This window comes from Candidatus Clostridium eludens, from assembly GCF_045310515.1.
Lineage (GTDB): Bacteria > Bacillota > Clostridia > Clostridiales > Clostridiaceae > Clostridium_B > Clostridium_B eludens.
The window spans coordinates 67833-94571 of sequence record NZ_JBJHZX010000016.1 but is presented as its reverse complement, the minus strand read 5'-3'; the positions used below and the strand labels follow the sequence as shown (position 1 = coordinate 94571).

General features: G+C 30.6%; 29 protein-coding genes and 4 pseudogenes. 3 read left to right on the top strand and 30 right to left on the bottom strand.

Annotated features, from left to right (window positions below; translation table 11 throughout):
* Positions 1-358 precede the first annotated feature (358 nt).
* The 13 genes and pseudogenes from ACJDU8_RS12130 to ACJDU8_RS12070 form a co-directional block, all read right to left on the bottom strand.
* Positions 359-1831, bottom strand: a complete 1473-nt coding sequence (locus ACJDU8_RS12130) for a DUF4179 domain-containing protein (RefSeq protein ID WP_406792405.1) — start codon at positions 1829-1831, stop codon at positions 359-361.
* The gene (locus tag ACJDU8_RS12125) at positions 1824-2048 is read right to left on the bottom strand and encodes a sigma factor-like helix-turn-helix DNA-binding protein (RefSeq protein ID WP_406792404.1); all 225 of its coding nucleotides are present in this window, start codon (positions 2046-2048) and stop codon (positions 1824-1826) included. The genes ACJDU8_RS12130 and ACJDU8_RS12125 overlap by 8 nt, the downstream gene beginning before the upstream one ends.
* A 15-nt stretch (positions 2049-2063) precedes the next feature.
* A complete protein-coding gene (locus tag ACJDU8_RS12120; RefSeq protein ID WP_406792403.1) occupies positions 2064-2396 on the bottom strand; it encodes a sigma factor in 333 nt (110 codons plus the stop codon).
* A gap of 478 nt (positions 2397-2874) precedes the next feature.
* Positions 2875-3999, bottom strand: a complete 1125-nt coding sequence (locus ACJDU8_RS12115; protein ID WP_406792402.1) for a radical SAM protein — start codon at positions 3997-3999, stop codon at positions 2875-2877.
* 28 nt (positions 4000-4027) lie between these two features.
* The gene (locus ACJDU8_RS12110; RefSeq protein WP_406792401.1) at positions 4028-5020 is read right to left on the bottom strand and encodes a hypothetical protein; all 993 of its coding nucleotides are present in this window, start codon (positions 5018-5020) and stop codon (positions 4028-4030) included.
* 41 nt (positions 5021-5061) lie between these two features.
* A pseudogene (locus ACJDU8_RS12105) lies at positions 5062-5286 on the bottom strand (acetyltransferase); the annotation flags it as partial.
* 36 nt (positions 5287-5322) lie between these two features.
* Positions 5323-6222 carry an ATP-binding cassette domain-containing protein gene (locus ACJDU8_RS12100; protein WP_479723069.1) on the bottom strand — a complete coding sequence of 300 codons (900 nt, stop codon included), beginning with the start codon at positions 6220-6222 and terminating at the stop codon, positions 5323-5325.
* A gap of 594 nt (positions 6223-6816) precedes the next feature.
* Positions 6817-7677: an AraC family transcriptional regulator gene (locus ACJDU8_RS12095; RefSeq protein ID WP_406792400.1), complete on the bottom strand. Its 861-nt coding sequence runs from the start codon at positions 7675-7677 to the stop codon at positions 6817-6819.
* On the bottom strand, positions 7652-8629 hold the full coding sequence (locus ACJDU8_RS12090) for a DMT family transporter (protein ID WP_406792399.1): 978 nt from the start codon (positions 8627-8629) through the stop codon (positions 7652-7654). Before ACJDU8_RS12090 ends, ACJDU8_RS12095 begins: the two co-directional genes overlap by 26 nt.
* A gap of 187 nt (positions 8630-8816) precedes the next feature.
* Complete coding sequence (locus tag ACJDU8_RS12085) at positions 8817-9185, bottom strand: DUF6483 family protein (protein WP_406792398.1); 369 nt, start codon at positions 9183-9185, stop codon at positions 8817-8819.
* Between the two features lie 171 nt (positions 9186-9356).
* Positions 9357-10096: pseudogene (locus tag ACJDU8_RS12080) on the bottom strand (EFR1 family ferrodoxin).
* Between the two features lie 143 nt (positions 10097-10239).
* Positions 10240-10368, bottom strand: a complete 129-nt coding sequence (locus ACJDU8_RS12075) for a MerR family transcriptional regulator (protein WP_406792397.1) — start codon at positions 10366-10368, stop codon at positions 10240-10242.
* 661 nt (positions 10369-11029) lie between these two features.
* Positions 11030-11482 carry a MerR family transcriptional regulator gene (locus tag ACJDU8_RS12070; RefSeq protein ID WP_406792396.1) on the bottom strand — a complete coding sequence of 151 codons (453 nt, stop codon included), beginning with the start codon at positions 11480-11482 and terminating at the stop codon, positions 11030-11032.
* 230 nt (positions 11483-11712) lie between these two features.
* On the opposite strand from ACJDU8_RS12070, the gene ACJDU8_RS12065 reads away from it, so the two are divergent.
* On the top strand, positions 11713-12474 hold the full coding sequence (locus ACJDU8_RS12065) for an SDR family NAD(P)-dependent oxidoreductase (RefSeq protein WP_406792395.1): 762 nt from the start codon (positions 11713-11715) through the stop codon (positions 12472-12474).
* A 640-nt stretch (positions 12475-13114) separates the two neighbouring features.
* Here ACJDU8_RS12065 and ACJDU8_RS12060 read toward each other — a convergent pair.
* The 7 genes and pseudogenes from ACJDU8_RS12060 to ACJDU8_RS12025 form a co-directional block, all read right to left on the bottom strand.
* A pseudogene (locus ACJDU8_RS12060) lies at positions 13115-13460 on the bottom strand (VOC family protein).
* Positions 13461-13795: 335 nt separating this feature from the next.
* Entirely contained in the window at positions 13796-14305 is a 510-nt protein-coding gene (locus tag ACJDU8_RS12050) for a DUF6933 domain-containing protein (protein ID WP_406792394.1), read from the bottom strand.
* A complete protein-coding gene (locus ACJDU8_RS26015) occupies positions 14302-14427 on the bottom strand; it encodes a DUF1413 domain-containing protein (protein WP_479723070.1) in 126 nt (41 codons plus the stop codon). Before ACJDU8_RS26015 ends, ACJDU8_RS12050 begins: the two co-directional genes overlap by 4 nt.
* Before the next feature lie 451 nt (positions 14428-14878).
* Positions 14879-15220, bottom strand: a complete 342-nt coding sequence (locus ACJDU8_RS12040; RefSeq protein ID WP_406792393.1) for a hypothetical protein — start codon at positions 15218-15220, stop codon at positions 14879-14881.
* 101 nt (positions 15221-15321) lie between these two features.
* The gene (locus ACJDU8_RS12035; RefSeq protein WP_406792392.1) at positions 15322-15843 is read right to left on the bottom strand and encodes a hypothetical protein; all 522 of its coding nucleotides are present in this window, start codon (positions 15841-15843) and stop codon (positions 15322-15324) included.
* A 75-nt stretch (positions 15844-15918) separates the two neighbouring features.
* Complete coding sequence (locus ACJDU8_RS12030; protein ID WP_406792391.1) at positions 15919-16686, bottom strand: epoxyqueuosine reductase; 768 nt, start codon at positions 16684-16686, stop codon at positions 15919-15921.
* Positions 16687-16820: 134 nt separating this feature from the next.
* Positions 16821-17129, bottom strand: a pseudogene (locus ACJDU8_RS12025) (N-acetyltransferase family protein); the annotation flags it as partial.
* Positions 17130-17357: 228 nt separating this feature from the next.
* Between ACJDU8_RS12025 and ACJDU8_RS12020 the strand changes: the two are divergent.
* Both ACJDU8_RS12020 and ACJDU8_RS12015 read left to right on the top strand, forming a co-directional pair.
* Positions 17358-17585 (top strand): helix-turn-helix transcriptional regulator, encoded by a 228-nt coding sequence (locus ACJDU8_RS12020; RefSeq protein ID WP_406792390.1) that lies wholly within the window; start codon positions 17358-17360, stop codon positions 17583-17585.
* Positions 17578-17886: a hypothetical protein gene (locus ACJDU8_RS12015; protein WP_406792389.1), complete on the top strand. Its 309-nt coding sequence runs from the start codon at positions 17578-17580 to the stop codon at positions 17884-17886. Before ACJDU8_RS12020 ends, ACJDU8_RS12015 begins: the two co-directional genes overlap by 8 nt.
* 197 nt (positions 17887-18083) lie before the next feature.
* Here ACJDU8_RS12015 and pgaD read toward each other — a convergent pair whose 3' ends face one another.
* The 10 genes from pgaD to ACJDU8_RS11965 form a co-directional block, all read right to left on the bottom strand.
* Positions 18084-18488 carry a poly-beta-1,6-N-acetyl-D-glucosamine biosynthesis protein PgaD gene (gene pgaD, locus ACJDU8_RS12010; RefSeq protein WP_406792388.1) on the bottom strand — a complete coding sequence of 135 codons (405 nt, stop codon included), beginning with the start codon at positions 18486-18488 and terminating at the stop codon, positions 18084-18086.
* Between the two features lie 2 nt (positions 18489-18490).
* Complete coding sequence (pgaC, locus tag ACJDU8_RS12005) at positions 18491-19717, bottom strand: poly-beta-1,6-N-acetyl-D-glucosamine synthase (protein WP_406792387.1); 1227 nt, start codon at positions 19715-19717, stop codon at positions 18491-18493.
* A 500-nt stretch (positions 19718-20217) separates the two neighbouring features.
* Positions 20218-20844 (bottom strand): type 1 glutamine amidotransferase family protein, encoded by a 627-nt coding sequence (locus ACJDU8_RS12000; protein WP_406792386.1) that lies wholly within the window; start codon positions 20842-20844, stop codon positions 20218-20220.
* A 99-nt stretch (positions 20845-20943) separates the two neighbouring features.
* Complete coding sequence (locus ACJDU8_RS11995; RefSeq protein WP_406792424.1) at positions 20944-21906, bottom strand: helix-turn-helix transcriptional regulator; 963 nt, start codon at positions 21904-21906, stop codon at positions 20944-20946.
* 436 nt (positions 21907-22342) lie between these two features.
* Positions 22343-22540, bottom strand: coding sequence for a hypothetical protein (locus ACJDU8_RS11990; RefSeq protein WP_406792385.1), 198 nt, complete (start codon positions 22538-22540; stop codon positions 22343-22345).
* 531 nt (positions 22541-23071) lie between these two features.
* Positions 23072-23908, bottom strand: coding sequence for a DUF2268 domain-containing putative Zn-dependent protease (locus tag ACJDU8_RS11985; protein ID WP_406792384.1), 837 nt, complete (start codon positions 23906-23908; stop codon positions 23072-23074).
* A 136-nt stretch (positions 23909-24044) separates the two neighbouring features.
* The gene (locus ACJDU8_RS11980) at positions 24045-24260 is read right to left on the bottom strand and encodes a nucleotidyltransferase family protein (protein WP_406792383.1); all 216 of its coding nucleotides are present in this window, start codon (positions 24258-24260) and stop codon (positions 24045-24047) included.
* Between the two features lie 609 nt (positions 24261-24869).
* A complete protein-coding gene (locus tag ACJDU8_RS11975; protein ID WP_406792382.1) occupies positions 24870-25634 on the bottom strand; it encodes an ABC transporter permease in 765 nt (254 codons plus the stop codon).
* Positions 25631-26548, bottom strand: coding sequence for an ABC transporter ATP-binding protein (locus ACJDU8_RS11970; RefSeq protein ID WP_406792381.1), 918 nt, complete (start codon positions 26546-26548; stop codon positions 25631-25633). The genes ACJDU8_RS11975 and ACJDU8_RS11970 overlap by 4 nt, the downstream gene beginning before the upstream one ends.
* Entirely contained in the window at positions 26548-26685 is a 138-nt protein-coding gene (locus ACJDU8_RS11965; protein ID WP_406792423.1) for a PLDc N-terminal domain-containing protein, read from the bottom strand. The genes ACJDU8_RS11970 and ACJDU8_RS11965 overlap by 1 nt, the downstream gene beginning before the upstream one ends.
* Positions 26686-26739: the final 54 nt, after the last annotated feature.

Below are 26739 nucleotides of genomic sequence, written 5' to 3'. Positions count from 1 at the left end.
TAAAAACTTTTCTATTCCCACTTTTACTTCTTCATCCATATCAATATTTGGAATTTCAACATTTTCTTCGAATCCATCCATCTATACACCATCAAAACAATATAGTTTAATTAATAATTTCCATAGAGTTTCTACTTCTTCTTCGGTAAAATCCTTTACTATAATCCATACTAAAGATCTCCTCCATAAAATTATATAATCTATAGACCCTACATTTAGTCAATGTATTGTCTATTTCTTATATTATAAAATTTCTACAATGTTAAAGTATTAAATATGAACTTTTCTTTGAGATTGTACTTTATAATATTTAAAAACCCACCCATACTCTAAAGCATAAATGAGTTTTTAATCTCTATTATTTATTACCAAGATCTATTCTGAATTTCAAGTCATTTCTTATTTCACAATCACCTAAATCAGTAGTTACTATTTTATATTTTGTATTCTTATCTAAAGGTTCAAATTCCATAATATAATCATTGAGATTATTTTTATCTTTTTTTACATTAAAATTTTCATCCTTATTCTTAACTGCATTGCCTTTATCATCTAGAATACCTAAGTCTTTTGCCTGTAAAAATGGAGCATCCCCTTCCACTGCATATTTAACCACAGTTTTATCCTGTCTGATTCTTATTTCTTTAATTATAAGCTTACCTACCTTTCCCTGAGAAAGTTCTATGGGGTAAATTCCATTTATATCTTTACATATCGGAGGTATATATATTGAGCCATGGGCATTTTTATATTTTTTATAATCATCGGTATTATAATTAGTTCTATATGGTATAACAGTCAAATACCGAGGAATATTCTTTAAACTAACAAATCTAAATTCCTCCCAGAAATTACTTGAAAGCGAACCTACTGCATTACCCGAACCACCCTTCTCTGTAATTTCATTACCTTTATCATCAAAAACAAGCCAATTAAACTCTCCACCTTCTTCTTCTAACTTTGTTGAATTTATATACTCTTTGTTATATTTAATAGTAGCATCTATAGAGGTATTTATAGGTGTAAAATTTACTTTTTCCACATTAACATAACCATATGGGAATTTTACTGTGGTATTAGGTTTGAATACTTTAGTATTTTTAAGTATTTCATCTTTTAAAACACTAAATTTAAAACTCCAGTTTCCTTTTACACCATATATATCCTTTATATCTAAATCCACATTAAAAACAGATGGAAGATTTTTATTTCCTATATCCATAGTTTCTGAATTTATATAAGTATGGTCATCTAAGTATTTACCAATTTCACCTGAAGAACTGCTAGTAACTGGCTTTCCATCTATTTTTAAGGACCTTATCAGTGCGAAAGGCATGAAATTTTCATTTTTTCCTTGGGCTTCAATAATATCTTTTCCACTTTTAACAATTCTGTTTATATGTCCTTCACTTTTTATGGTATAACCTATTACTAAACTGCTTTCATCACAGAGCACTTCATTTATAGTGAAAGTCAGTCCATTATCAGTTATACTTTTATTTACTACTTTAGAGTACTTTTCATATTCTCCATAGTCACTGCCTATACCGTCTAAAGCTTCAATTATAGATTTTAAAACTGAAATATTTTTTGCAAGGGCGGGAATTGTCACACCAATTGATATCACAGCTATTATCACGGCAGCTGCTGCTTTATATTTAAATTTTTTTATACTATTTTTATCTTTAACCTGTTTCAGCAAATTTCTTCTTAATCTTTTCTTTCTCAAATCGTCTATCTTAAAATCCGTATCATCTTCTTCTCTATCCTCAGCATCCATATAATTGAATAACTGAAGTATGTCTTTTTCATCAAATATATCTCTATTCATTCATACAATCTCCTTTCCTTAAAAAATTAAGCTTTTCCTTCAAAACTTTTCTACCTCTAGAAAGTCTATTATCCACTATACTCCTGCTTATTCCTAAAGAACTTGCTATATCAACTATATCTTCTTGTATTAAATATCTCCTTATAAAAATTTTCCTATCTATATCCTTTAATTCTTTTATAGCTTTTATGACCTCAGCTTTGCTTTCCTTTGACACAATTAAATCTTCTACTTATTCCTTGGATTCAAAGATATACTTCTCTATAGAGTTTACGTTAGTATCTTTAATAATCTTTTTCCTACAATTTATAGACTTATATTTTGCTACTGCTTTAAACCAGTATTTAAAACTCCCCTTTTCTTTATGAAACTTGTCTATATTATTCCAGAGGCACATAAATATATCGTTTATGCATTCATCTATATATGTAGAATACTCCTCTGAGCCAAATACTGAAAATACTATTTTATATATATAATTGTAGTAATTATCAAAAACATACTCTAAAGCCTTCGAATTCCTATTTTGTAATTCTTCAATAAAGTTGTCCCCATTTATATGCATTTTTCCCTCCTAATTATTTCTTTATCTTTACACTTGAATTGTATTATATCAAATAGTTTCTAAAAGCGCTTTCATATACTAATACAAATTTTTCTACAGCTTTCTATCATTTAAAATAAATATTTTTTTAAAAATATTTATTTTAAATGCTTCAACCATCTCATAAAGATAAAATTCATTAAAAAATTTCTAAACTATTTAGCTAAAGTAAATTTTCTCTACGTAGAAGTTTCTTTCCCTTCAAGATAATAAAAAAAGGAATGGCTTTTACCACTCCTAACCTTTCAATGTTCTATACAATTCTTAAAATTCTCACTGACTTACCTTCCATATTTATCAAATGGTGAAAAAGCGTTATCCCCTCTGAACAAAAAATACCCCAAAACCCTAGTCCATGCAAACATAAAGCACACAAAAAAAATAGGGCAAAATGCCCTAAGCTCTGGCTTTTTTAAGGAAAACAAAATGACAAGACCTCCTAAAAAATCATCTCTCCTGGCTTATAACCGTCAGGCAATTCTTCTTCACTTAAAAATTTGAAATTGTCATCACGTAGTATTGGTAAAAACACTTCGTATGGAATCCTGGAAAACTCACAGGCATAATTACTGGCTCCGAACCACTTACCCTCTTTGCTGCTCAAATTTAAATCTCTAGCAAATTTTGTATAGTTTGAGCAATCATGAACTACTAAATCCCACTTTTCTTCATCGGCTATTTTCATGAATTCCAGAGTTAATTCCCTACTCCAAATTGGAGATATATAGCCATGTCTAGAAATATACATATTTTCTCCATAATAATTGTCTATGTTATTCTCATTTAAATGTAATTCTGCACAATTGATAAAATCAACCTTTGTCTCTAAGATAGCTTGCTTTTTCTTAAAAAAAGTTTCGAAAAACTCAGGAGTCATTGGAGTTTCAATACCTACATTTTTAATATATTTTTTCGCTATTCCGATATTTTCAATCACTTTGTCTGAACACTTAGAAGCACCCAGGTTGAAACGTATCTCGTTAAGACCGGCTTCACCTAATGCTTTCAATGTCTCTGACCTAGCTAAAATGCCATTTGTATATAGATGTTGATGAACTTGAGCATCACTAAATTTCTTTATTACCGAATAGTATTTTTCAATTTCCATGAATGGCTCTAAATAAACGTAGGAAATGCCAGTAGGTTTCTGCTGGATAGAAAGAAGTAAATCAATATCCTTATCATAAAATTTTGTGCCTCCTATTTCCCACATACCTTCGCCAATTGGAGGAATATCTTGTAGTTCTCCATAATTATAACAGAACTTACACTCTATGTTACATTTGTTCGTTTTCCTAATTGCACTCAAACCAGTGCCTACCAAACAAGAACGACATCCTTTGGGGAATTTACTTTCATTTCCCACAAAAAAAGTTCTATTCTCCAAAGTTTTCAAACTTTTAATTTGGGACATTAACATATCATTTCTATCATCGATGGCTGCCTCAATTTGCGCAAAGGTAGAGTAAATGATTTCTTGTTGTTTTGTCATAATTTCCTCTTCCTCAGGCAATATTGAAAAAAATTCAAACCATATCAACGCATCTTTCTTTGAAATTTTCATAATATATCCTCCTCTAATTTTGCTTATCTCAGTTACCCAGCTCTTGTACTAATTTCTTGAATGTGTAGTAGGCTGGTTTTGGCGAATAATCATCCTTCATAATGCCATATTGATGGAAAAGATCCTCTTTCGAGCTATCTGCATCTCTGAGTCCAAAGAGTTCGTAATGAGAAATATTGAATTCTTGACGCAAATTATAAATGGTTCGGATAATCGTTTCAAGAACTTTTTCCTGATTCTCGTATGACCTTTCTATATTAGCAACAGGATTCTTTCCCGTAGGCCATCCATTTTCTGTAATCCGTATAGGGACTGAAACTGGTATGCCTGCTGTAACAAGATCTTTTTCCCTTAGATTTCGGAGTGTATGCTCTATCAAAGCAGGTATTTCTTTTAAATCAAGCGGTTGTTCTTCGAATACATCCACATAAAAATTATGCCCCACAAAATCCACAGAATCGATAAATATGCCACTTCCTGCCTTAGCGAGATTTTTCCAAAAATCAGGTATAGCTGCAGGACTTTCCGGTACTGAGCCGAATCCAATCTTTATAGGTAGGTTGAGTATCCTGCTTTCTTTTTTTGCCGCAATTACTCCTTCAATAAGAGCTTGCATTATATAAGGCTTTGAACCTTCCATAAAGAACAAATTGGGTTCGTTGGTAATTTGAAGAGAAGCCAAGTGAGAACCGTATTTGTTAATGACTTTTCGAATAAAATCCAGCCAATTATTAAGTTCTATTACCGGTTCCTGATGCTGTGTCCAATCACCACATCCTATTACCAAGTCCCCTAATAAGCTTGCCTCAAGATAGTGATCCGCATTTGATAACATTTTTGATTCCCACGCCTTTGTATAAATTAGATAGTTTCTTGGAGACAACTTTTTAGACTCACCTCGAAGGTCTCGGAGAGCGTATCGAATTTTCTCGTAGTCATCTTTAGGTCCAGCGGCCAAACCAAAAGGCGTACCAGCCACGCTTAGCGGGTAAATCCCAAATGTTAATCCTGATGAAACCATATTTGTTCACCCTTTCTTTTTTATAATCTACTCCATAACTTTTAAATCTCCAACAACCTTTTTACTGCAGCAATATCATTAACAGAAAATAATAGTTCAAGATTATCAAATATCTTTTGCTCATCCCAATTCCACCATTGAAGCTTTAACAGCAATTCAATCATTTCACTACTGAAACGTTTCTTAATAAATTTAGCTGGATTCCCACCATAAATTGTATAAGGTTCAATATTTTTTGCTACAGTTGAGTTGGCAGCAATAATTGCTCATTTTTGATCTCTGATATATGCAGATAGAATAATTTATCGGACTCTATTAAATTTTCTATTTTTAATTTCATAGACCACATCAGCTACATTATCAAGAAGTCTTTTGTCATGAGTGATAAACATAATGGTTCCAGCATATTCTTTCATCAACATCTCCAAGGCCTCTAAACTTGGTAAGTCAAGGAAGTTGCTCGGTTCGTCCATTAACAAGATATTATACCTCCCCATTAACATCTTAGCCAGCAACAATTTAATAATTTCTCCACCACTTAAAACAGAGAGTAACCTTTTGAAGATATTATTTTGTGCAAAACCCATAGAGGCCAGCACTGAACGGATTTCTGACACATTATAATCACAATCCTCCTGCATAAATTCCATAACTTCTTGATTACGATTGTATTTATAACCATTTTGGGCAAAGTAACCTATTTCAGCCTTAGGTGAAATGGAAATACCATCTTCATGGTTTAAGATCATTTGGATTAAAGTTGTTTTTCCTGCACCATTACCACCAGTCAGTGCCACCTTTGCTCCAAGTGGTATACTAAAAGCTGCCTTTTCAAACAATACTTTATCCCCAAACCTTTTACTAATTTCCGTCCCACTAATCGGATATGGATTATGAAGTTCCAATGCTTTACTCTGCCTGAAACGAATCTTTCGAATGTCTTCTGGAGCTTTCATATCTCCCAAAGCTGCAATCTTATGTTCCATAGACTTAGCAGAATTATACAATGTTTTTTGCTTACTTCCCATTGTTTTCTGATGGGCCAAACGTCCACCTCTTTCAGAATTGTTTTTCTTAGCAACACCTTTTGTTCCAACCAGTCCTATACGGTCATAATTATATAATTCTAATTCATCTATATCTAAAACATTACACCCTGTGTATTCTACACGAAGATCTCTTGCTTTTATTATTAATTCCATTTTCCTTCCTCCTGTCTAAAATCGCACGTTTTCATTTACCTGTTCGCAGGGAAAACCCTGCGATTTAAGCAGGAAGGATTATATAAATATATAATACATAAATGTTCCTCCTTTGAATATACAAAACATTTAAAGAAACTCTTATTATTCTGTATAAATTCTCTAATTCTATCTTTTTTCTTAATATTTTGTATACACACATTCTCAAATTCACCTCATTTATTAATTCGATGTGAATTCTTGAAAATGACCCTTCAACGTAAAAAGGGCTGCAAATGAACATAATCCATCTGCTACCCTTATATCTCTATAGAAAATATAGGACATCAAAAACTACACCAAGGCAGTCACACTTAATATCTGTAGTAGGATATGATAGAAGTGTGTGAGTGTTCATTGTAAGAATCCGAAAGCAAGGTATAACAAATAAGCCTAAAGCTGCGGGCTTTTTTTATCTTATCTTTTATTTAGTTATTTGTATTAAACTAAATAACGGAGTCTCATTTTAACAATAAACATTCTCGTACCTCTTTTCCAAATATTTGTTTTAGTATAACACATATAAAAATGGTTATCAATATGCTCCTAATATTATCATCCATGTATACGCTGTATATAATTATTTATTAATTGAGTTTGATATTTATAAGGAGTTATACCAACAACACGTTTAAAATGACGCGTAAAGTGACTCTGATCTGCAAATCCAATTTTTAATGCTGTAGATACTATTGGATATCCTTTAATTAGTAAATTCTTAGATTTTTGTATACGAACAACTATTTGGTACATATGAGGAGGAACTCCCCATTTTTTTTCAAAAACTCTGAGTAAGTTAAATTTACTCATATTTGACACTATAGATAATTCATTCAAAGAAATATTTTTATTGTAATTATTATCTATATATTCTCGTATATCATCTGCAACCTTATAATTCCAGTTTATTTTTTTCTCTTCATAAGAAAATTTGGCATGATGCTTTAAAACTTTACTCATTGTTGTAAAAAAGCTGGTTTGACATTCAAGCAGAGAAGATGATCTATCCAATAATAATTGAAACATTCTGTATAAACTTTTTTCACAGTAAGTATCTGAAACTACTGCTTTAGGGAAATATGGTATGTAAGAACATCTTTTATCTATCTGTTTTATAATTTCCTGTAAAAGAATTGGAGAAGGGTACATAATCCAATAACGCCATCCTTTCTCTTGATTAACAGCTTGACCTGTGTGTATAATTCCTGGATTCATTAATACTATACTACTTTTTGGAGCATAACACTTTTCCTTATTATAGTCAAAGGTTTCTACTCCATTCTCTATGATTCCAATACCAAAATTTTCGTGCCAATGGCGAGAAAATGTCTGGGTTGTATAAGAAGCCTTTAAAACCTCCATATCTCTCATATCTTGGCGTAGGATATACTCAACGTGATTTTTCATCTTCAACATTATATTTTTCATCATCTCCATTTAAACAATTTATTGTCTGAATATAATATAAAATACCTGTTATTATTATTATTATACTTATTAATTCAATAACGTGGGGTAATCGGCCTTTAATAATAAAAGAATACATTAATCCAAAAACCGTTTCTCCAACAGTGATTTGACCTGCTAAAGACATAGGTAAAACATTAGATGCCCTATTCCAAAAAACAGTTCCCACCCATGAAACAACAATGCCTAGGATTACAGCTGTACACCAAAATTTAAAAACAATATTACCATAGTTTATAAGTTTAAATAACACAATTGAATCTGGTATTATTACTTTAATCATTAATATAAAAAAAGGAATTAGACATAAAGTAGTAACACCGGTAATTGTAGACCACATTTGTGATGTGATTTCACCATTTTCTTTTAAAAAGCGTGCATTAAAAACTGCATACCATGTCCAAAGACATAATGCAATTAAACCGTATATTACACCATATATATTAAACCTATCCGTAGATCCGTTCAATAATGCATAATTCAATATTAAAATACCTATAATAACAATAAAAACTGGCCCAATTAATTTTTTAAAAGAAAATTCATGATTTATAAAATTACCATATAATGAAGTTGTAATTGGCAACATTCCAATAATTAATGTGGCAATTGCAGATCCTGTTAATTTAATCGACAAAACAAGAAAGAAATAATACCCTATATTACCGCAAAATGAAAAAAGAAAAGCATTTTTCAACACACTAGTATTCATAATTTTATGACTTCTTTGTTTTTGAAAAAGTAGCATAACCACTGAAAAAATACCATAAACAAAATATCTTCCGAATGTTATTTCAACAGCAGTATAGTTAGGTAGTAAATTGGGAATCACATAGGCAAGTCCCCAAACTGCATCAGCTATTAATGCATAAAATATATCTAAAACAAGTAATTTTGACATACTATTTTCCCCTCTGAGTTTTTATAAAGTATATCAATTGTTACTTATGAAAATATAGAACAATATTGCTATTTTAAACAAACCAATAACTCTTTTTATCATGAATCTGAAAAAGAACTCTCAAAAATTAGTTCTTGTAAAGCTTATTGGAATACAGTATGTTTGAACAGCTGCTGAATCTAAATAACTAATCTTTTTCATATAACTTTCTTACATCTTTTAATCCTTGTTCGATCTCAAGTTTTGAAAAATTACATTTAAAAAGTTTAGTCTCATCCCACTTGCTAAGTTCTTTATAGAAGAATAATGCAGTTTCTAAATTTTTTTTAGTTTTACTAAATTCTATAACTTCAAATAGAATATTTTCGGCTTCGTTAATTTTGCCCTGGCTTATATATTTTTTTATCATAAATCCTAACACTTCATCTTCTGAAAGAGTCATATTATAATTTTTTATATCAATATCACTTTTCACGGCATCTTTTCCTGCAAAAAGAGCAACTGCTGTTTTTACTCCTGCTTTTATAATTCTAATAATATAGTCTTCTTCAAACATTTACTACTAAATCCTTTCATTAAATTACCTATTAGTATTTCATTATATTTAAACTCTCCTATATTTTCATCTATTGTTGTTCCACCGTTGATAAAGAAACTAAAAGGAGAATACTTGGAGTATATATCGTTTTTACCATAAATCAAGAGCATTATAAATCCAACTAATTTTTCATTTGTAATACTGCATGATCTTTTTATGCCCAACTTGAGGATGTATATATCGCCTGCGGCCTTGAGTCTTATCTTTGTAATTGAGTGCCCTCTTTGGACAGTGTTGAATACAGGCAAGGCAACTTTCACACTGATGATGAAATAACAGTCGACCGGACTCCAAAGTAATATTCCTAGCCGGGCATACATCTCTACATATCCCGCAGGAAATACAGTTATTATTTACATTGAATTCATTGTCGGTTGTATGGATACGGCCAATACTGCTCAGGTATGTTCCATAGATAAGTCTATTAATGGAATGTATTTTTTTGTTTTCTTATTTTCTACATTATTAGCGATTGATAGCACCTTTTTATCCGATTCTTCAGTAATTTTATCGACACGCTTACTCATACTGATTCCAGCGCTATTATTCAGGTGAACTCCTTTTTCAAGAAGCAAAGTGCTGGTCATTCGGATGGCGTTGCCTACCATACCAGCATAGGTCGCTACGGCAAAAAAATAAGTGGAACCTTGCTCATAGAAATGAGCATTACGTAAGAAATCTGAGACCATCGCAGGTAATCCCCAAAAATATACTGAAAAAACAAAGCCTATCCGTTCAAAATTACCTGGTATTTCAGTGTCCATGCCCCTATGAATGGCCACCAATTCACAACTAGATAGCACTTTAGCAATGTCTTCAGCCACTTTAAGGCTGTTTCCGGTTCCAGTAAAAAAATAAATTCTATTCATCATTACCATTACTCCTTAATTCTTCAAATATTTCTTTGACCAATGTATCGATTTTAGAGATATCGGTTGGCTCCTTTTTCTGAACCATGACAGTCTCTGCTTCAGAAAATTACCTCCGTATATTGCAAATCAAGGATATCCTGTTAAGTATAATACCGATATCTGTTCTCTGAACATTTAGGGCATATCAAGCCAAGTTTATCATAGTATCGCAATATGTCTTTTGACATTTGCGACAAATTAGACACCTGATGGATAGAATAAGTATCCATAAAATCTCCCTCCTATGTACTTATTGTAACATTACAGTATACTCGAATGTCAACAAAAGCATGATGCTTCAATAGGGCTAGTAAACCTAAGCGTCATAACCATTATCATTGAAAGGTTACTAAGGCCGTGGTTTATAAGCATATCTCTACGATTTTGATTATCTGCTTCATTACTTCTTCTTAGTGTGGATAAAAGTTGATTTCTTTACCAATTTTTTATTTTGTCGTGTGTTTTGGCCTGGTAGGAGCATTTGTGTTCTGTACTGCAAAGTAGTTTGTAAATAATGGTGTGTTGTAGCTATTTAGAGTAATTTACAGCAAGCAAGAATTCTAAATTTAAAAATTTTACTAAGATTTAAGACGTTTCAAAAATAGAAAATCACCCATCAAGGTGAAACTTGCCCCAAAATTAGAATTAGATGTTTTAATAATTGGTCAGAAAGATTATAATATCCAATCAAAGTATCTTAAAAAATAAAACTACAGTGTCTTTACTCTAGTACATTCTCAAAAGATAAAGTTTTTGTGATATTGAAATTCACTGTCATTAAAGTATACTTTTTCACTTATGTCCTATCACAAAAGTAGCTAATATAATTTTGTAACACTCAAATGGCTGTCTTTATCATTAATCGTTGCCAAATGCCATAATTATATGTAACTATCCACAAATATTACCACCTTTTGCTGTTTGTAGTAATTTATTCTCACGTTTTTCTTCATAAGCTTGTTTTCTTTGTTCATTAATAATTTCTATGGCATTAGGAGACTCATATATTTCAATCTTAAAATCAACTATTTCTAGATTTTTATTGAGTTCCTCCATCTGTTGCATAATTTCCTTACGATGTTCTAAAAGTATTTTTTTTCGTGCATCTATAGTACTGGCACCTTCCATACAGAAATCAATATATTTTTTAATATCTTTAATTTGCATTCCTGAATTCTTTAAACAACAAATTACCTTAAATAAATTTAAATCTGATTCAGTAAATTCTCTATTTCCTGATTTATTTCTTGAGACAAATGGTAAAAGCCCTTTTTTGTCATAAAAACGAATTGTATATATAGAAAGCCCCAATATCTGTGATACATCTTTTATAGAATATGTCAATTTTAAAATCCCCTTTAAAATTTATTCTTAAAAAAGCTTGACCTAGATATAACTCCAGGTATTAACATAAGTATAAATTATAAGAAATTTATTTTCAAGTGATTTATACATGCTTAGGTAAATAGAAATTAATGACTAAGGTAATATTATAATTTTAAATATAAGTAGCGGTATAAATAATGAGATATCAATTTCTAAATGATTAATAAGTATTTAAAGGAGAGTTTTTTATGAACAATAATAGTAAAATTGCACTAGTTACAGGTGGAAGTCGTGGAATTGGTAGAGATTCTGCAATATCATTATCTAAAAAAGGAATAGATGTAATTATCACTTACAATAATCAAAAAGAAAAGGCAGATGAAGTTGTAAAAGAAATTGAAGCAAATGGTGGTAAAGCTGCTGCTATTCAGCTTGATGTAAGTGATATATCTTCCTTTGATTCCTTTGTATCTAAGTTATCAGATGTTTTAAGTGATAAATGGAATCAAGAGCATTTTAATTTTTTAATTAATAATGCAGGAATTTCAAATCATACACTTATTTTAAAAGTTACGGAGGAAGAATTTGATAAAATATTTAATGTACACTTTAAAGGAGTTTTCTTTTTTACACAAAAACTAATTCCACTTATTGCTGACGAAGGTAGAATTATAAACACTTCCACAATGTTAACTCGTTCTACATCTCCAGGTTCCGGGCTTTATGCTTCTGCGAAAGGTGCGGTAGAAGTTTTTACTAGATATTTAGCTAAAGAACTAGGACCAAGAAGAATAAGAGCAAATACTATAGCTCCAGGAGCCGTTAACACCAAATTTAGTGGAGATACCTATATCAAAAATCCTAGTTTAAAAGATATAATCGCTTCTCAAACTGCATTAGGAAGAATGGGCGAAGCTTCTGACATTGGACCTGTTGTTGCTAATCTATGCTCAGATGAAATGGGATGGGTCACTGGCCAATGTATTGGAGTATGTGGCTCAGTACTATAAGAACAAAGTTGCCCTATAGGCAACTTGGGGCTGTAAATATTTTTGTGTATTCTAATTTTCTTATTAGAAATAATTTATAACCTTAGATTTTAAATTAGCAGTGAATATTATAAAAAATATATACTTATAACTTTTAATTTATTTATCCTATATGAGGTAATACTAGTCATGTATTGAGAAGTAAATGGAAATAAGTGTAATGGGCTGATATAAAAGCTATAAGGCATTGATACCTTATAGCTTTTAAGACGTAAAAAATTACACTTATTACACAAATTAATAATGTTACGGAACTTCAATAACTACTTATTATATTATTTTTATATATTTACAAATAAAGTTATTTGATATATGTAATTCTGCCAACTATTCCTGCGTTATCTCTTTCTCTTTCCTTTTTTGAATAATACATTTACTTATATTTAGCTCTTTCATATCTATCACCTCTAAGGTAATATAAAAATATTTAGTTGTAGATTAAGTAGGAAACCTTTTTCCTCCTTTTCTATCTTACAATAAATTCTGTACATTAATTTTAAGTCCCTAGTCTTTGCAAACATAAAACACAAAAAAAATAGGGGAAAATGCCCTAAGCCTTCTTATATAGAATATTTTTTGAGGAATACAAACTAACTTACAATTATTTCTTTTCAAAAGTTAATTGCCATGAGACTCCGTATTTATCATTTACCCAACCAAATCTTTCACTAAACGGATAAGACCCAAGGGGCATTAAGATTTTACCTCCTTCAGAAAGCTTTTCAAACACTTTATCGATCTCTTCTTCAGTATCACATGTTACATATAAAGACATTGCAGGAGTAAATGTAAATTCATGCTTGATATGGCTGTCTATGCACATATATTCCTGTCCATTCAATGAAAATATGGCATGCAACAGTCCCCTCTTTACCAGCTTCATTTACTCCATAGCGGGTAATATTCACTATTTCAGAATTATCAAATAGTGAAATGTAAAAATTCATTGCCTCTTCCGCATTACCATCTTGAAACATTAATGTAGTGATTTTCTGTTTTGAAGTATTCATTCAATTCTCTTCTTTACAGATATTTACTAATGATTTATAACCTAATTTAAATAACTATTATAAGATAATGTAATGCACAATATTGCAACTGATGTATCTTATAATTTCCTAATCCAAAATAAACTTGTGCTTCAACAACACCAATATCATGCAATATGGCAACAATACTGATTAATTCTTTTTCTTCCTCCCCCGATATTTTCACCTTTCATTATATCTTCTGCATTTTGCAATACTTTGAGGGTATGCTCCACTCCAAAAGGAATTTCCTTTTAATCCATGCTCCCAAATTCTTCCCTTAGTAAATCTATTGGATTGGCATAATTTAAAGAGCCACACATCAAGTTACTATTAACCCATTTGTTAAGTTCAATAAGATTAATATTTTCACTTGGTAAATACTCTTCTATTTGCCATGATATACTTATATAAAAATCTTTCATTTGCCCTAAAACACTACGATCATGTGTTTTTGTATAATCTACATCGCCACACTTAGCAATATACCTATCTACTATATCCGCCTCTAATCCTTCTGCTAAAAAGATTTCTTTGATCACATCAATTACGATCTTATCAAATTTTTTAAAATGCTCCATCTTTACACCATAAAGCACAATGCAGTACCTAGTCTTATTATTCATTAGAAGAATACCTTTTCTTCTATCAAACATAAATAAGTTGGCATGCCACCCATAAAAAGAATCTGTGCTTGTGGCATCATATGGCTTTAACTTTATCTTCATTGCCTCTGCTAATTTCTTTGTACATTCTATAATCATAACATCACCTTATACTTCTGCTGACCGGAAGAGGTCTTTTCTATGGCATAAATTTTACAATTCATTTTATTTACATAATTTAAGAACAAGGTTCCAAATAACAATCTATCATTTCGAGGTATCCTATTCCACTCTTACCCTTTAAATAAATCTTTCACTAAAAATATTTCATTACCTATAAGATTTTCTATTTCTTTAATTGCTAACTTCAACAACTCATTTACATTAATCATGTTGATTCTCCTTAACAACCATAATGACAACATTGTCAACCTTATTGTATATCTTTCAAGCTTTAAAAGTCAAACTATTCATACATAATTTACAAGAATTAAAAAATACCCCATAGGCTTTTATAAACCTAAAGGGTGCTACACTTTTGCAATTTTTTACATATCCACCTCTATCTCTATGCCAGACTTAAATTCCACACTCCCCACAAAAGACTATTTGTGAAAATGCGTGGTTACAGCTAAAGTTTCTTTTCTTTCCACTTGTGCCTATACACCCTTTACCCCTGCGAACCAGTTAGTACATCACTGCCGCTGTAAGTATACCAGCCATCTGCATAACCTATGAGCTTCCCCAAGTAAAGTAATCATGAGGGTCCTCTGCAATATCTCCAGTTAAAACCATTACCCTGAATAGATAAGTTGTATATATATCACCCAGCATATTTTCCTGCATGTTATCCAAGATGGGATAATAAAATCCGTCAAGGTAAGCCATCTTACCAAATACAGCAGATATTCTATTTTCACTTTTAGCTTCATAGGTATTTCTTACTGTTAAGGCAGCATAAAGTTTTACTGTAGCTGTGCCTGTAAAAGGTAATATTAATTTTTCCTTTAGAATTTCTATTCTAGTTCCTTTTATTAAATCTTTGATGTAGGATAAACTTTGTTTATAAAGCATAAGTGTTTCCTCATCTCCAAAATTTTGAATATAAAAGAAGCCTATACCGTTAGATATGGGCTTTTTGTCATCTAATAAAAAAGTTGCGAATTTTGTATAATTTATTTTTTAAGACTTAACTCTTTGATTTTTCCTTCATCATACTGCTTCGCAACTGATACTATAAATTTAGAGTTATCGCTTGTAAACTTATAATTATCCAGTTTGAAAATAACAGGTAGTTGGTTTAAACTATATTTCGCTGACAAAATAACTTTATTGCTTTTTTTAAATACTATTATAAATTGTTCATCATTTACAGTTTTATTTTCCATATTATGGAACAGAAGATATCCAATATATGTTCTTGCTGTTGTCCACTCTGTTCCTACCTTTTTATAAATTGCTTCTGGTGGATAGTAAGGATTAAATACATAGCATTCATCCCAAACAAAGTCTGATAATTCTTTTATATCTATTTTGGTGTTTGTGTTAACCACTTCTTTTAGTTTATTTTCTAAACTTACAAAATCCCTGTTCTTTATTCTTATAGACTGGTATCCTGGCGTGCCAATTATTAAAAATAGTACTCCTATTAGCAAAACTAATGAGACAAACGGTATAACTTTCTTCCTCGTTAACATAATAAACCTCCCAACTCACCTTATGTTTAGCGCATAATAGTTTATTGTTTCGGCACAACTTAAGAAAAATTTCATTTACAATAGTTTTACTGGATTCACTCCTGAACAGGGAACATTAACCAAGCATTTACCACAAATATCAGTGAAATCAACATCTGAATGAAATTTATCGTTATATAGACACATTTCATAACATTTGTGCCTATCAAAATAATCAACTTTTAAAGCATTATTTACACACCTATCTACACATTTTTTGCATATATTCATATGTTTATATAAACAATTATCTTTATTTTGTCTTTTAGTAGGCTCTAGCTTTAGTTCAGTTACAAAACTTCCAATTCGCCCACAGCATCCTTTATCAGTAATTAGCATATTATTTAATCCAAATTTACCTAATCCTGCAATAAAAGCAACGTGTCTTTGAGACCAATCAGTAATTAATTTTTTATCATCAAAATTATATGTTGGTGGTATACTACTTGATTTATACCCTGATTTTTGTAATTCATTTGTAATAAAAGTATTTAAATCCACTATTAGTTTATTGGTTTCTATATAAGCTATTGCCCAAATTTTAGAGCATTCTTTCCCTTCTATATTGCTTTTAACAATGTCTTCATTAAAAGGTATAAAATATGATACTACTGTTTTTGCTTCAGATAAAAAATCTTTAGGCATTGCATGAGAAGAACTTACCACATCTTTAAGTTTATAAAACATCTCGTCCATTGCATCTGCATATGCTACTAAAGGTTCTTCCCATTTGGTTTGAACATCTTTTATTTTTAAATAGTGCTGTACAAATTGCTTTATAATTATCTCTATTTTATTATCCATTTTTCCCCCTAAAACATTTAAGATAAGGCATAGTAATTTACAATTCCACCATAACTAATTCTAGTATATCATGAAATTCGAGGGAGCTAAATTGAATTATATTGCCATAATTTATTTTTCATTACAACACCTACTTATTTAAGAATTTTCCCCATATAATATTCATCAACATAATTCTCATCAACTATTAACGACTTTTCTTTCAATCCTTCTATTTTAAATCCCATTTTTTTATATAATCCTATAGCACTTTCATTATGAGTCATTACTATTAATTCCAACCGTATAATAGCGTTCTCTGATGCCCATTTCTCCAATCTTTCAAATAATTTTGTCCCGATTTCTTGTCCCCTGTAATCCTTTAGTATACCTATAACTATGTAAGCACTATGTTTTATCCTATTAGCAGCTCCTCTTTCAGCAGACATAAATCCAACTATATTCTCATTTTCCTCGCTGGTTTTCCGAGTGCAAAAACTGCATTTCGTTTACAAATATTCAGTTGTTGATTACAAATATTGCATTTGGTTTTACAAAGTTGCATCTCGTTTTACTATTCAGTTTATGAGAAAATAATTAACTATTAAATTACAAGTATACTTATCAACTTGCAAAGTATACTTGACATAACTATTCTCATATAGTACTATTTAATTAATGGAGGTGATAGTTTGAATAAAAATATACAACTAAAGAACCGATTAAAAGTTGCTCGTGCTGAAAAAAGACTATCACAGGAACAACTTGCTGTACTTTCAGGTGTAACCCGACAAACAATTAGTTCTATTGAAACAGGTCAGTATTGTCCTAGTGCAAAATTGGCATTAATACTCTCCAAAGCACTTGATAAAAAATTTGAAGAATTATTTTATTTTGAGGAGGTTAAAAGTAATGATTAATAAAAAAATAGAAAAAGATGAAAGAACAACTTTTATTGAAAATATCAGTTACAGATTTGGATATAAATTCATTGGAATTGCAATACTTTTTGATGTTGTGTATAGAAGCCTAAGATTCCACGAATCATCATGGGATTTACTTGCTATAGTTATGCTAAGTGCTTTACCTACAATAGGATATCAGTATAAACAAAAAATTTTAGGAAAAACTTGGATGAAAAGCGCTGCTTTAACATTTATATTAACATTTGTAGCCTCCCTTATTCTCGCTTTTTTATTAATATTTACTGGCAAAAAATAATGATAATTAAAATTAAAGCATGAGGTAACTTAATCAATCTATGTTTTAACTTGTCTATAAATTAGATTATTTAATGGATTGCTTTAGAAAAAAGCTACACCAAAATAATTTTGTATTGTAGCATAAAATGTTAGGATTACCATGTAAAAGATCCCGTAAAATATCAAAAACTATGATAATACGGGATTTTACATAAGTTAAACTATAGTTTTTTCTAAAACAACAACCTTATCATTCTTCATCTTTTCTACAAGTGAAATTGGCAAATTAAAATAAAGTGCAATTTCATGGTTAGTTACATTTTGAGGAAACTTTCTTCTCTTTAAATGGGCATATCTTTTATAATTATACCTTCCCCAAGAATACATTACTATAAAAACACATAGTGCAATAACTATTGTAGTTATTAAAATACGAAGTGTTGTTTTAATGTTATATAAAACAAACAACTTATGATAAAAATTAGATAAGTTGAATGACCAGAGCATTACAGATGCTAGGATTTGAAATACATATCCTAGCATAAAAATCCATCCAATTGTAGTTATCAATTTTTCCAATATTTTAATAGCTCGCACCTTCACTACATCATTAATATTCATATTCAAATCCCCCTATCAGGACTATCCCATATTGCAAACTTTTTTCCTTTATCTCTGAATAATACTTTAGGTATGGCTCTTAATAGAACCAAAATATTCAAATACCAATAAAAAGTTGGATACCAAATAGCCCATAAATAGTATTTCAGCAAATTTTCATCATATCGTTTATCTAAAGTCATTGCCACAATAAATTGTACTAAGCATAATAGAGCTAAATATTGTCCTTCCCAAAACATAGGAAAGAAGGGCTGTTTTCCTATAATAACCTGTATTATAATTATTATAAATAATATACTCCATGCTATTGCCCAAAATATGCTGAGTACTTGTTCCATATACACAGGTATCAAACGTCTATATCTCCAATCTAAAAATATATCCCAATGACGCAGCATAACCTCAAGGCCCCCTTGAGCCCACCTTACTCTTTGTTTCCACAAACCAACAATTGTTTCAGGTACTAACATCCAACAAATAGCCCGAGGCTCATATCGAATATCCCAAAAACGTTTCTGAAGTTTCCACGTTACTCCTATATCTTCTGTAACTAAGTCTCTATCCCATAATCCACAATCTATTAATGCTCTCTTTCTAAACATTACAACAACACCTGAAATAGTCATTACTTTACCTAACAACCTTTGTGTTCGTTTAATCATACTAACAATACTTGAAAATTCACACAACTGAATCTTTGCTAGTAACGAATTACGATTGAGTACCCTTGGATTTCCAGTGGTAGCACCAACTCTTTCTCCATAATGGGGCGTTATAAAATGAGGTATCATATAATTTAGAGCATCTGCATCAAGATAAGCATCTGCATCCAATCCCATTAAAAACTCTCCCTTTGATGCAAGTAATCCTAAGTACAATGCATTTGCCTTTCCTGCATTAGTTTTAAGCTGAATAACTCTCAGCTTTTCATATTTCCTTGATAGGTTGTCTAATATTAGTGCTGTCTTATCCCTGCTCCCATCATTAATAGTTATAATTTCATAGTTAGGATAATTTAGATTATTAAGGCGTTCTACTGTATTTTCTATTGTATCTTCTTCGTTATAACATGGTATTAAGATAGATACCATAGGAGTTTCATTTAGAGGTCCTACAGTTTTTTTCTCTCTTCTATAATAAAATAAAATTCCACCAATAATCCAAACTATGCTCATTACAAGTGGATACCAAAATATAAATACCGAAACATATAATATAAGATTATTCATATGAACTCATAGTAATTAAAATATTATAAAAAATTTTATTACCGTTAACCCCCACATAATCACCTCATATAGCTTTTATTATTTAATTAGGATAATTAATAAATATTTTATATCATGGTAATTTTATTAATTATTTGGTTCTATTCCTCTATTTTGACTTTATTAATGTAAAAACTATAACATATTTGTTATGTTATTACACCAATATTTATATGGGAATGCAACCATTTCTAATCTTAAAAGCTATTTTATTCATTTACCACCAATTCATGATTTGCTTCACATCTGATAATGAAAATATCCATACCATTAATCACCATGACCCTATTTTCGCGGCAATGGATTCTTCCTTCGGCACCATAGCTGATTATCGAAGTATTATAATCATAAACAATGAGATACTCTTGATTCCTTGGAGGGGTGTAGCCGGCATTGCCGACAAAACCCACGCTAAAGTAAAAGGTGGTGAAAAGTAGCTATCTTACCCACTTTAAGCCATTTTATTGAATTGAGTTCATCAACTCAAAGAAATATTTTGACTCTTGGGTTTTATAAAGATTGTACCAGGAATCTAGGGTTTGCGGTAAGAATACATCTAGAATTTTCAATATATGCAAAGCAAATTCAAGAGGAGCTATTCCAGAAGCAGTAATCAAACTTCCATCAGTTACTACACATTCCTGCTTATAATACATCTCTCCATCATAGTTTGGACAGACCATTTTAAGATACCCCAGGTAATTGCTTGTATGGTCTCGTTGATCTAATACTCCCCCCATAGCAAGTCCTATTGTAGCACCACAAATTGCCCCTACAACAATACCTTTCTCTAAATATTTTTCAGCCATTCTTATAATGGGAGCATGAATTGCTTCTGTCCATGTATTCCCACCAGGTAGAATCAAAGCAGCAGTATCTTTAACACTACACTCCTTAAGTTCAATTTCTGGCAATATTTTCAGACCTCCCATTGTAGTAATAGGGGTCTTGGTAATTCCTACAGTTACTACTTTTAGCGGCATTAATCCCTTTTTGTAGTACCTTCCTGAATTGATTTCAGCGATTAAATAACCTATTTCCCAGTCTGCCATTGTATCAAATACATAAAGATATACTGTATTCTTCATTTTCTATTCCTCCACATTCATTTTATTGTTGCTATTTGTTACAGGATGGTCTCAACTCCATCTCGATCTATTATATATTATCTTCACTGACAAATTCAGTCAGTGAAGATAATGGGCCATCAAATCTCTAAGAATTGCTGCCATAGCATCTTTAAAACTATTTGGTTCAAGCACCTTTATTGATTTACCATATTGAAGTAGAATATGAGGAACATAGGTATGGATTGAATTTTCATCCATTAAAAAATTAGCTCTGCATTCAGTTCGTTCTATCAGATGATATCCTAAAAACCAATGTGAACAAAGGTCGTTCAATGCTTCTGACTTGCCCTCAATTACTAAAGTGCAAAGTCCTACTTTGCTTTCCACATTCGATAATAAGTTTTTTGTAAAAAACTCACGTGCCGAAAAAGCTTCAGGACGCTTAAACGTATTTTTAGTGCTTATAATATTTACTATTCTATCTACCCTAAAGCTGCGAATTTCATTCCTAAGATGGCAAAATGCAATAGCATACCATTTATCGTTCCAGTAAAGAATCCCATAGGGGTCAACAACCCTATGCTTAGGATGCCCTTCATAACCTGCACAGTATTCAATTTCCATAGAGCATTCATTAGCAACAGCTTGCTCAATTTCCATTAATATAGGTTTGACAGCTGGATCACAAATACGGCTCACTACTTCAAATCCGACTAAATGACGATTGAGAACTTTTTCTTGTTCTTGATTCGAGAACATCTTTAACTTTGATGTTGCACTATTTAGTGCTTCCATAAAAGGATATCCTGCTTCCATTGCAAAAGTGGCAGCATGCAAAAGTGATTTTTTCTCTTCAAGATCAAAAAACAGGGGTGTTCGGATAAAATTGTTAAGCAAACTATATCCGCCGTTATGACCAGGCTCCGATATTATTGGCACTCCACTAACACACAATGCATCCATATAACGATAAACTGACCTTATGTTTATTTCTAACCTTTCGGATATTTGCTTTGCAGTTATTTTTGTACCTGAATTCAGCATCCATAGAATTGCTAGCATATTATCATTTTTTGGCATAATGCGCCCCACTTCCCTAGATTTTTAATAGTATCATTTATAAATAAATGTAATGCACCTCATTGCCAAGACATATTTTTCTCATATTTAAGTTAGTATCTTTGACACCCTTTGTTTGTTAAAGGGAATCAATGGGGACAGTTCTTTTTCTTCATAATATATAAACTAATCCTAACTATAGTTAAGTCGTCATATCTTACTATTCCGTAACAAGCAATAACCCTAACTTATACCATTTTATACAAGGGTTCACTATAACCTTTTAGATTAGCTCCTACTATACCAATTAATTCTATTCACTTTGCAGTACATGTCAGCTACTCTTTTTACCCCTAATAAGATCAAAAATTTTGTCCGCTAGTAATTTAGATAATGATGTTTTCTAATTCCAATAATATCCATTCAAGCTAATAACAATCTTAAACATAGTTCATAATTAATTACGTGAATTAATTTTTAATCTTTTATTTTTACCAACAAAAAGAGTTGCCCAAATAATAAATATTGCAGATGAAATACCATATGATATGGTTGAATAAATAGTTGTGACTTTGTTACTCAATTCACTTCCTAATATAACAAACATACCACCTAAACATAGGAGAACTATACTCAAAATTTTATTTTTATCCACTAAAAAGCACCTCCTTTCAAAACTTTAAAATTTAATAATTGTATTACAAAAAATCACCATTGTAATCTAACTATTTAGAAATATTATACCATTAGGTAAAATTTTTATAAACCTTATATATTTATCCTTTAATAAATTCTTCTTTCTATTTCAAACTAAAAATAAGCACCAACAATATATTTGGTACTTATTTCTACATATATGCCATAAGAGATATAACCTTTTGCACAATTGGGGTCTGTAACATTATTTGGCCTATTATTTTATAGTTATTATTATAATTAATAATTGTTATGATATTATTTCGCATATATTAAATAAATATTTACAATACATGCAAAAGGCACCTGGATTTGACTAAATGCCTTATGTCTGAAAAGAATGCAGATTGTTTTACTGATTTAAAACCAGATAAACAATAGGAACTTCTGGATTATATAGCAAATAACTTAACAAGTCAAAATATCAATTTATTTCATTTACATGTGTGATTCAAGTTAAAAAATATAAATTTATTATTTTTTATCAATATTAATAATTACTCATAATAAAAATTTTCTCTGAATTCATTTCAATCATATCTTTAATACTGATTTGTGGATAAATTTTCCTAAAATTGTCAATAATTTTATATCCAAAAAAATATCCTGCACACCAAGGTATTCCTGCTTCATCATCACCAAACATATATTTTTTATAATCAAAACTGGTCTCATATAACAATTTATAATAATAATTATTCCACAATTCTTTTTCTTGTTCTTTAGATATTTGATAAATCCATCTTGGATTTAATGTAGGGTTGAGGCTTCTAGCAAATGTATCTGCTTCTCCATCTATTAACATCGTTTCTATCAAGCTTCCAGTACATCCTCCATGAATCACATGCCAATAATTTCCCCACACACTATGATGATATTCATGAGCAAATATATATGGAATCCACTCCAAATAATTTTCAGCAAAAGAATTAATCTCAATTAAAATATTACCAAATACATTAATTCCTTGTACACCATTTTGATGCTCTTTAACTATAGTATTTTCATCATCCAATGGATAAATTGCTATTACTATCGTATCATCATCATAATTGGGAAGTGCATTCACTGCCTTCCTAAACTCATTTTTAATTGTACTAAGATTTATTTCTTTCATTAACTTGATCTGCTGTTTCAATTTGCCTATATCCTTTATTGGTTTTGGCTTTCGAGCAGATGTATCAAACGGTGCCCATTGACTAATTTTCTCCCAATAAGGCTGAATGGCATACTTATCCCATAACACCTCATAATCTGCATCATCTTTTTCCATTTCCAAAATATAGTCATCCAAATCTTCATAAACTGATATTATTTCTAATTCCATTCTTTTCTCCTCCAACTCAATTTGTTCGTCATCTGCTAAAGATTTTTCATCAAAAATGGATGTCCTTTTACATTGCAATGAATATAATGTTTCACGCTATGATGGCTCTGCTCCTCCAACTGCTGACTTTGAAATTCTACCAATTGCTGTAGAAGAACAAACTGAATTTTAGTGGACAATCGGAAAGATAATTCCAAACTGTTTGTGCAATACAACCAGCACCTATATAATAACTGCCTATGTCTAGCCGTCTGGCTCGTTCAATTGCTATATTAATAATTTCATTTGACATAATAATGTTTTCTAATGCTTTAAATTGTGCATAAATATCCAAATTATAACCATTTATCATTTGATATTTCCCCCACCTCCTAAATATATAAACAATCTTATTGTAAATGAAACACATTTTTCTTCTTATTACATTATATAGGATAATAACATTACCTTCAAAATATACTCTGGTCCAGCATCTTATATTGACTATATAAATTCTTTTTTTCTTTAGTGGCTCTTCACAAAAGTACAGCCAAGCATTTTTAAAACAGTTATATTCTCTTCCAGAAAAGGAATTATCCACGTTTATTTTCCTTTCAAATTTGCCATTTATGGAGTTGTTTTACCTCTTTCATATGGGTCATGGAATTATACTTATGACACTTTCTAATTGAAACCATTTTTAAATTTCAGCTTCCAATTATAAACATTAGATATATTGAAATTTATCACTCTCATATAACCCATATAATATAAAAACTCTTAATATAAATAGTTTCAACAGAAATTGATTCATTCCTCCAATTCCCATGAAATATATAAATCTTTCGTATAGGAATTATCGACAATTACTGCAAAAAATAATAGAAGGCCATTCACCTTCTACAGTAGTTTATACTTTTATTAATAAACGAAATAAGAAAACTAGGAAATAGCTGCGAATGAAGATTATGCTCATAATCTTCTACAAGATTTTTTTATTAAAAATTCTTATAGACAGCCCTAATGCACATAGAATAATAGATATCATTATAAAAAACGAATATTTTATGTCATAAAATGTAAGCATGCCTTGCAACATTTTCAAATTACTGTTTGCCAATTGCAAAGGATTCCATTTTATTGCTTTAGGGAACATATTAATGATGAAAAGTATTAATGTAAAACCAACTGTAAAAAGTAAAGAAGCATAGGTATTTTTAAAACTTATGGAACCCAGCATAACTATTGAAAGTAACATAATACCAAAAAGGTAAAAGCTAAAGACAGCCAAAAATAAGCCTGTAGTTTTTCCTTCTGGGAAATAGTATCTTGTGTATATTGAAGCAATAAAAAAACATATCCAATAACTTATTGTCCAAATTAAAACCACTACTGTGTATTTGGCTGCAACAACCGTCTTACGTGATAATCCTTTCGTGATCAGATTGACCAACGTTCCCTTCTCATATTGATGAGACATCATTCCGCTAAAAATAATAATAGCTACAATAGTACCCATTTGAGATACATTTTTAAAAAATTGAGTCCATGAATCTATATTAGAAGGTTCTGTTAATTGAATAGATATACCAGCAGGCATGAATTCTCTAATAATCTCCGGCATAAACTTAGCACTAAGTGGACTAATAATTCCTAAAATTGCAAATACTATTATCATGATTAATATTTTATAGTTTCTTAGATAGTCAATCCATTCTTTTTTGATAAATGCAATATATGACCTCATTTAACCACCTCCATAAATATATCTTCAAGACGAGGTTCTATAATTTCAAGTTTTAATGGCTTAATTGATAATTTAACCAGAACTTTCATTATCCATTTCATGATTTCATGTACTTGAGTTGTTTTTATATAAATAGAGGTTTCTTTAAACTGAATTTTCTTGTCCAATTTCATTATTTCCTCAGACTTCAACAAGACATTTAAATCATTATTTGAAGAAAGCAGCATCACCACTGTATTCTCTTGATATCTATGTTTTATGTCATTCAAATTACCTGCTAAAACAATTTGGCCATTATTTAAGATTCCAATATGATCACAGATTGTCTCTACATCATTTAATATATGGGTTGAAAAAATTACTGTTGTATGTTTTTTCACTTTGGATAAAATATCTAATATTTCTTTTCTCCCAATAGGATCTAAAGCTGAAGTGGGCTCATCACAAATCAATAGTTTAGGATCATTTAACAATGCCTGAGCAATCCCAAGACGCTGCTTCATACCTCTTGAAAAACTTCCTATTCTTTTTTTTACATCCGTTAACCCCACGATGTCTAATAAATCTTCACTCTTTTTTTTAATGAAATCAGCTGACATTCCTGTAATTTCAGCACAAAGTTTTAAATATTCTTGGGCAGTCATAAAATTATAAAATTCTGGAACATCCGGCAAATAACCAATATACTGGTTTGTTTCTGAAGACCCGAATCTAACTTTTTTATTACATATCTGTATCTCACCAGAATCCGCTTTTAATAAAGCTAATGCAATCTTCATCGTTGTTGTTTTGCCTGCACCATTCTTACCAATAAAACCATATATAGAACCTTGTGGTACACTTAAGTTCACCCCCTTCAATATCTGATGTGTACCGAAGCCTTTATGCAAATTGGAAATTGTAAGTATATCCACTATTCATCATTCCTTCCAAGTAGAAAATATAAAATCGGGCCAATGATATTTACACAAACAATGATAATAATCCAAAGAGGTTTATTTCCTCTGCGTACTGTAGAATGTCTTAAAATATGAACTAATGCCGTAATCATTAAAATTAATTGCAGAATAATTAGTGGTAGCAAAACTGGTAAATACTTAAAAAA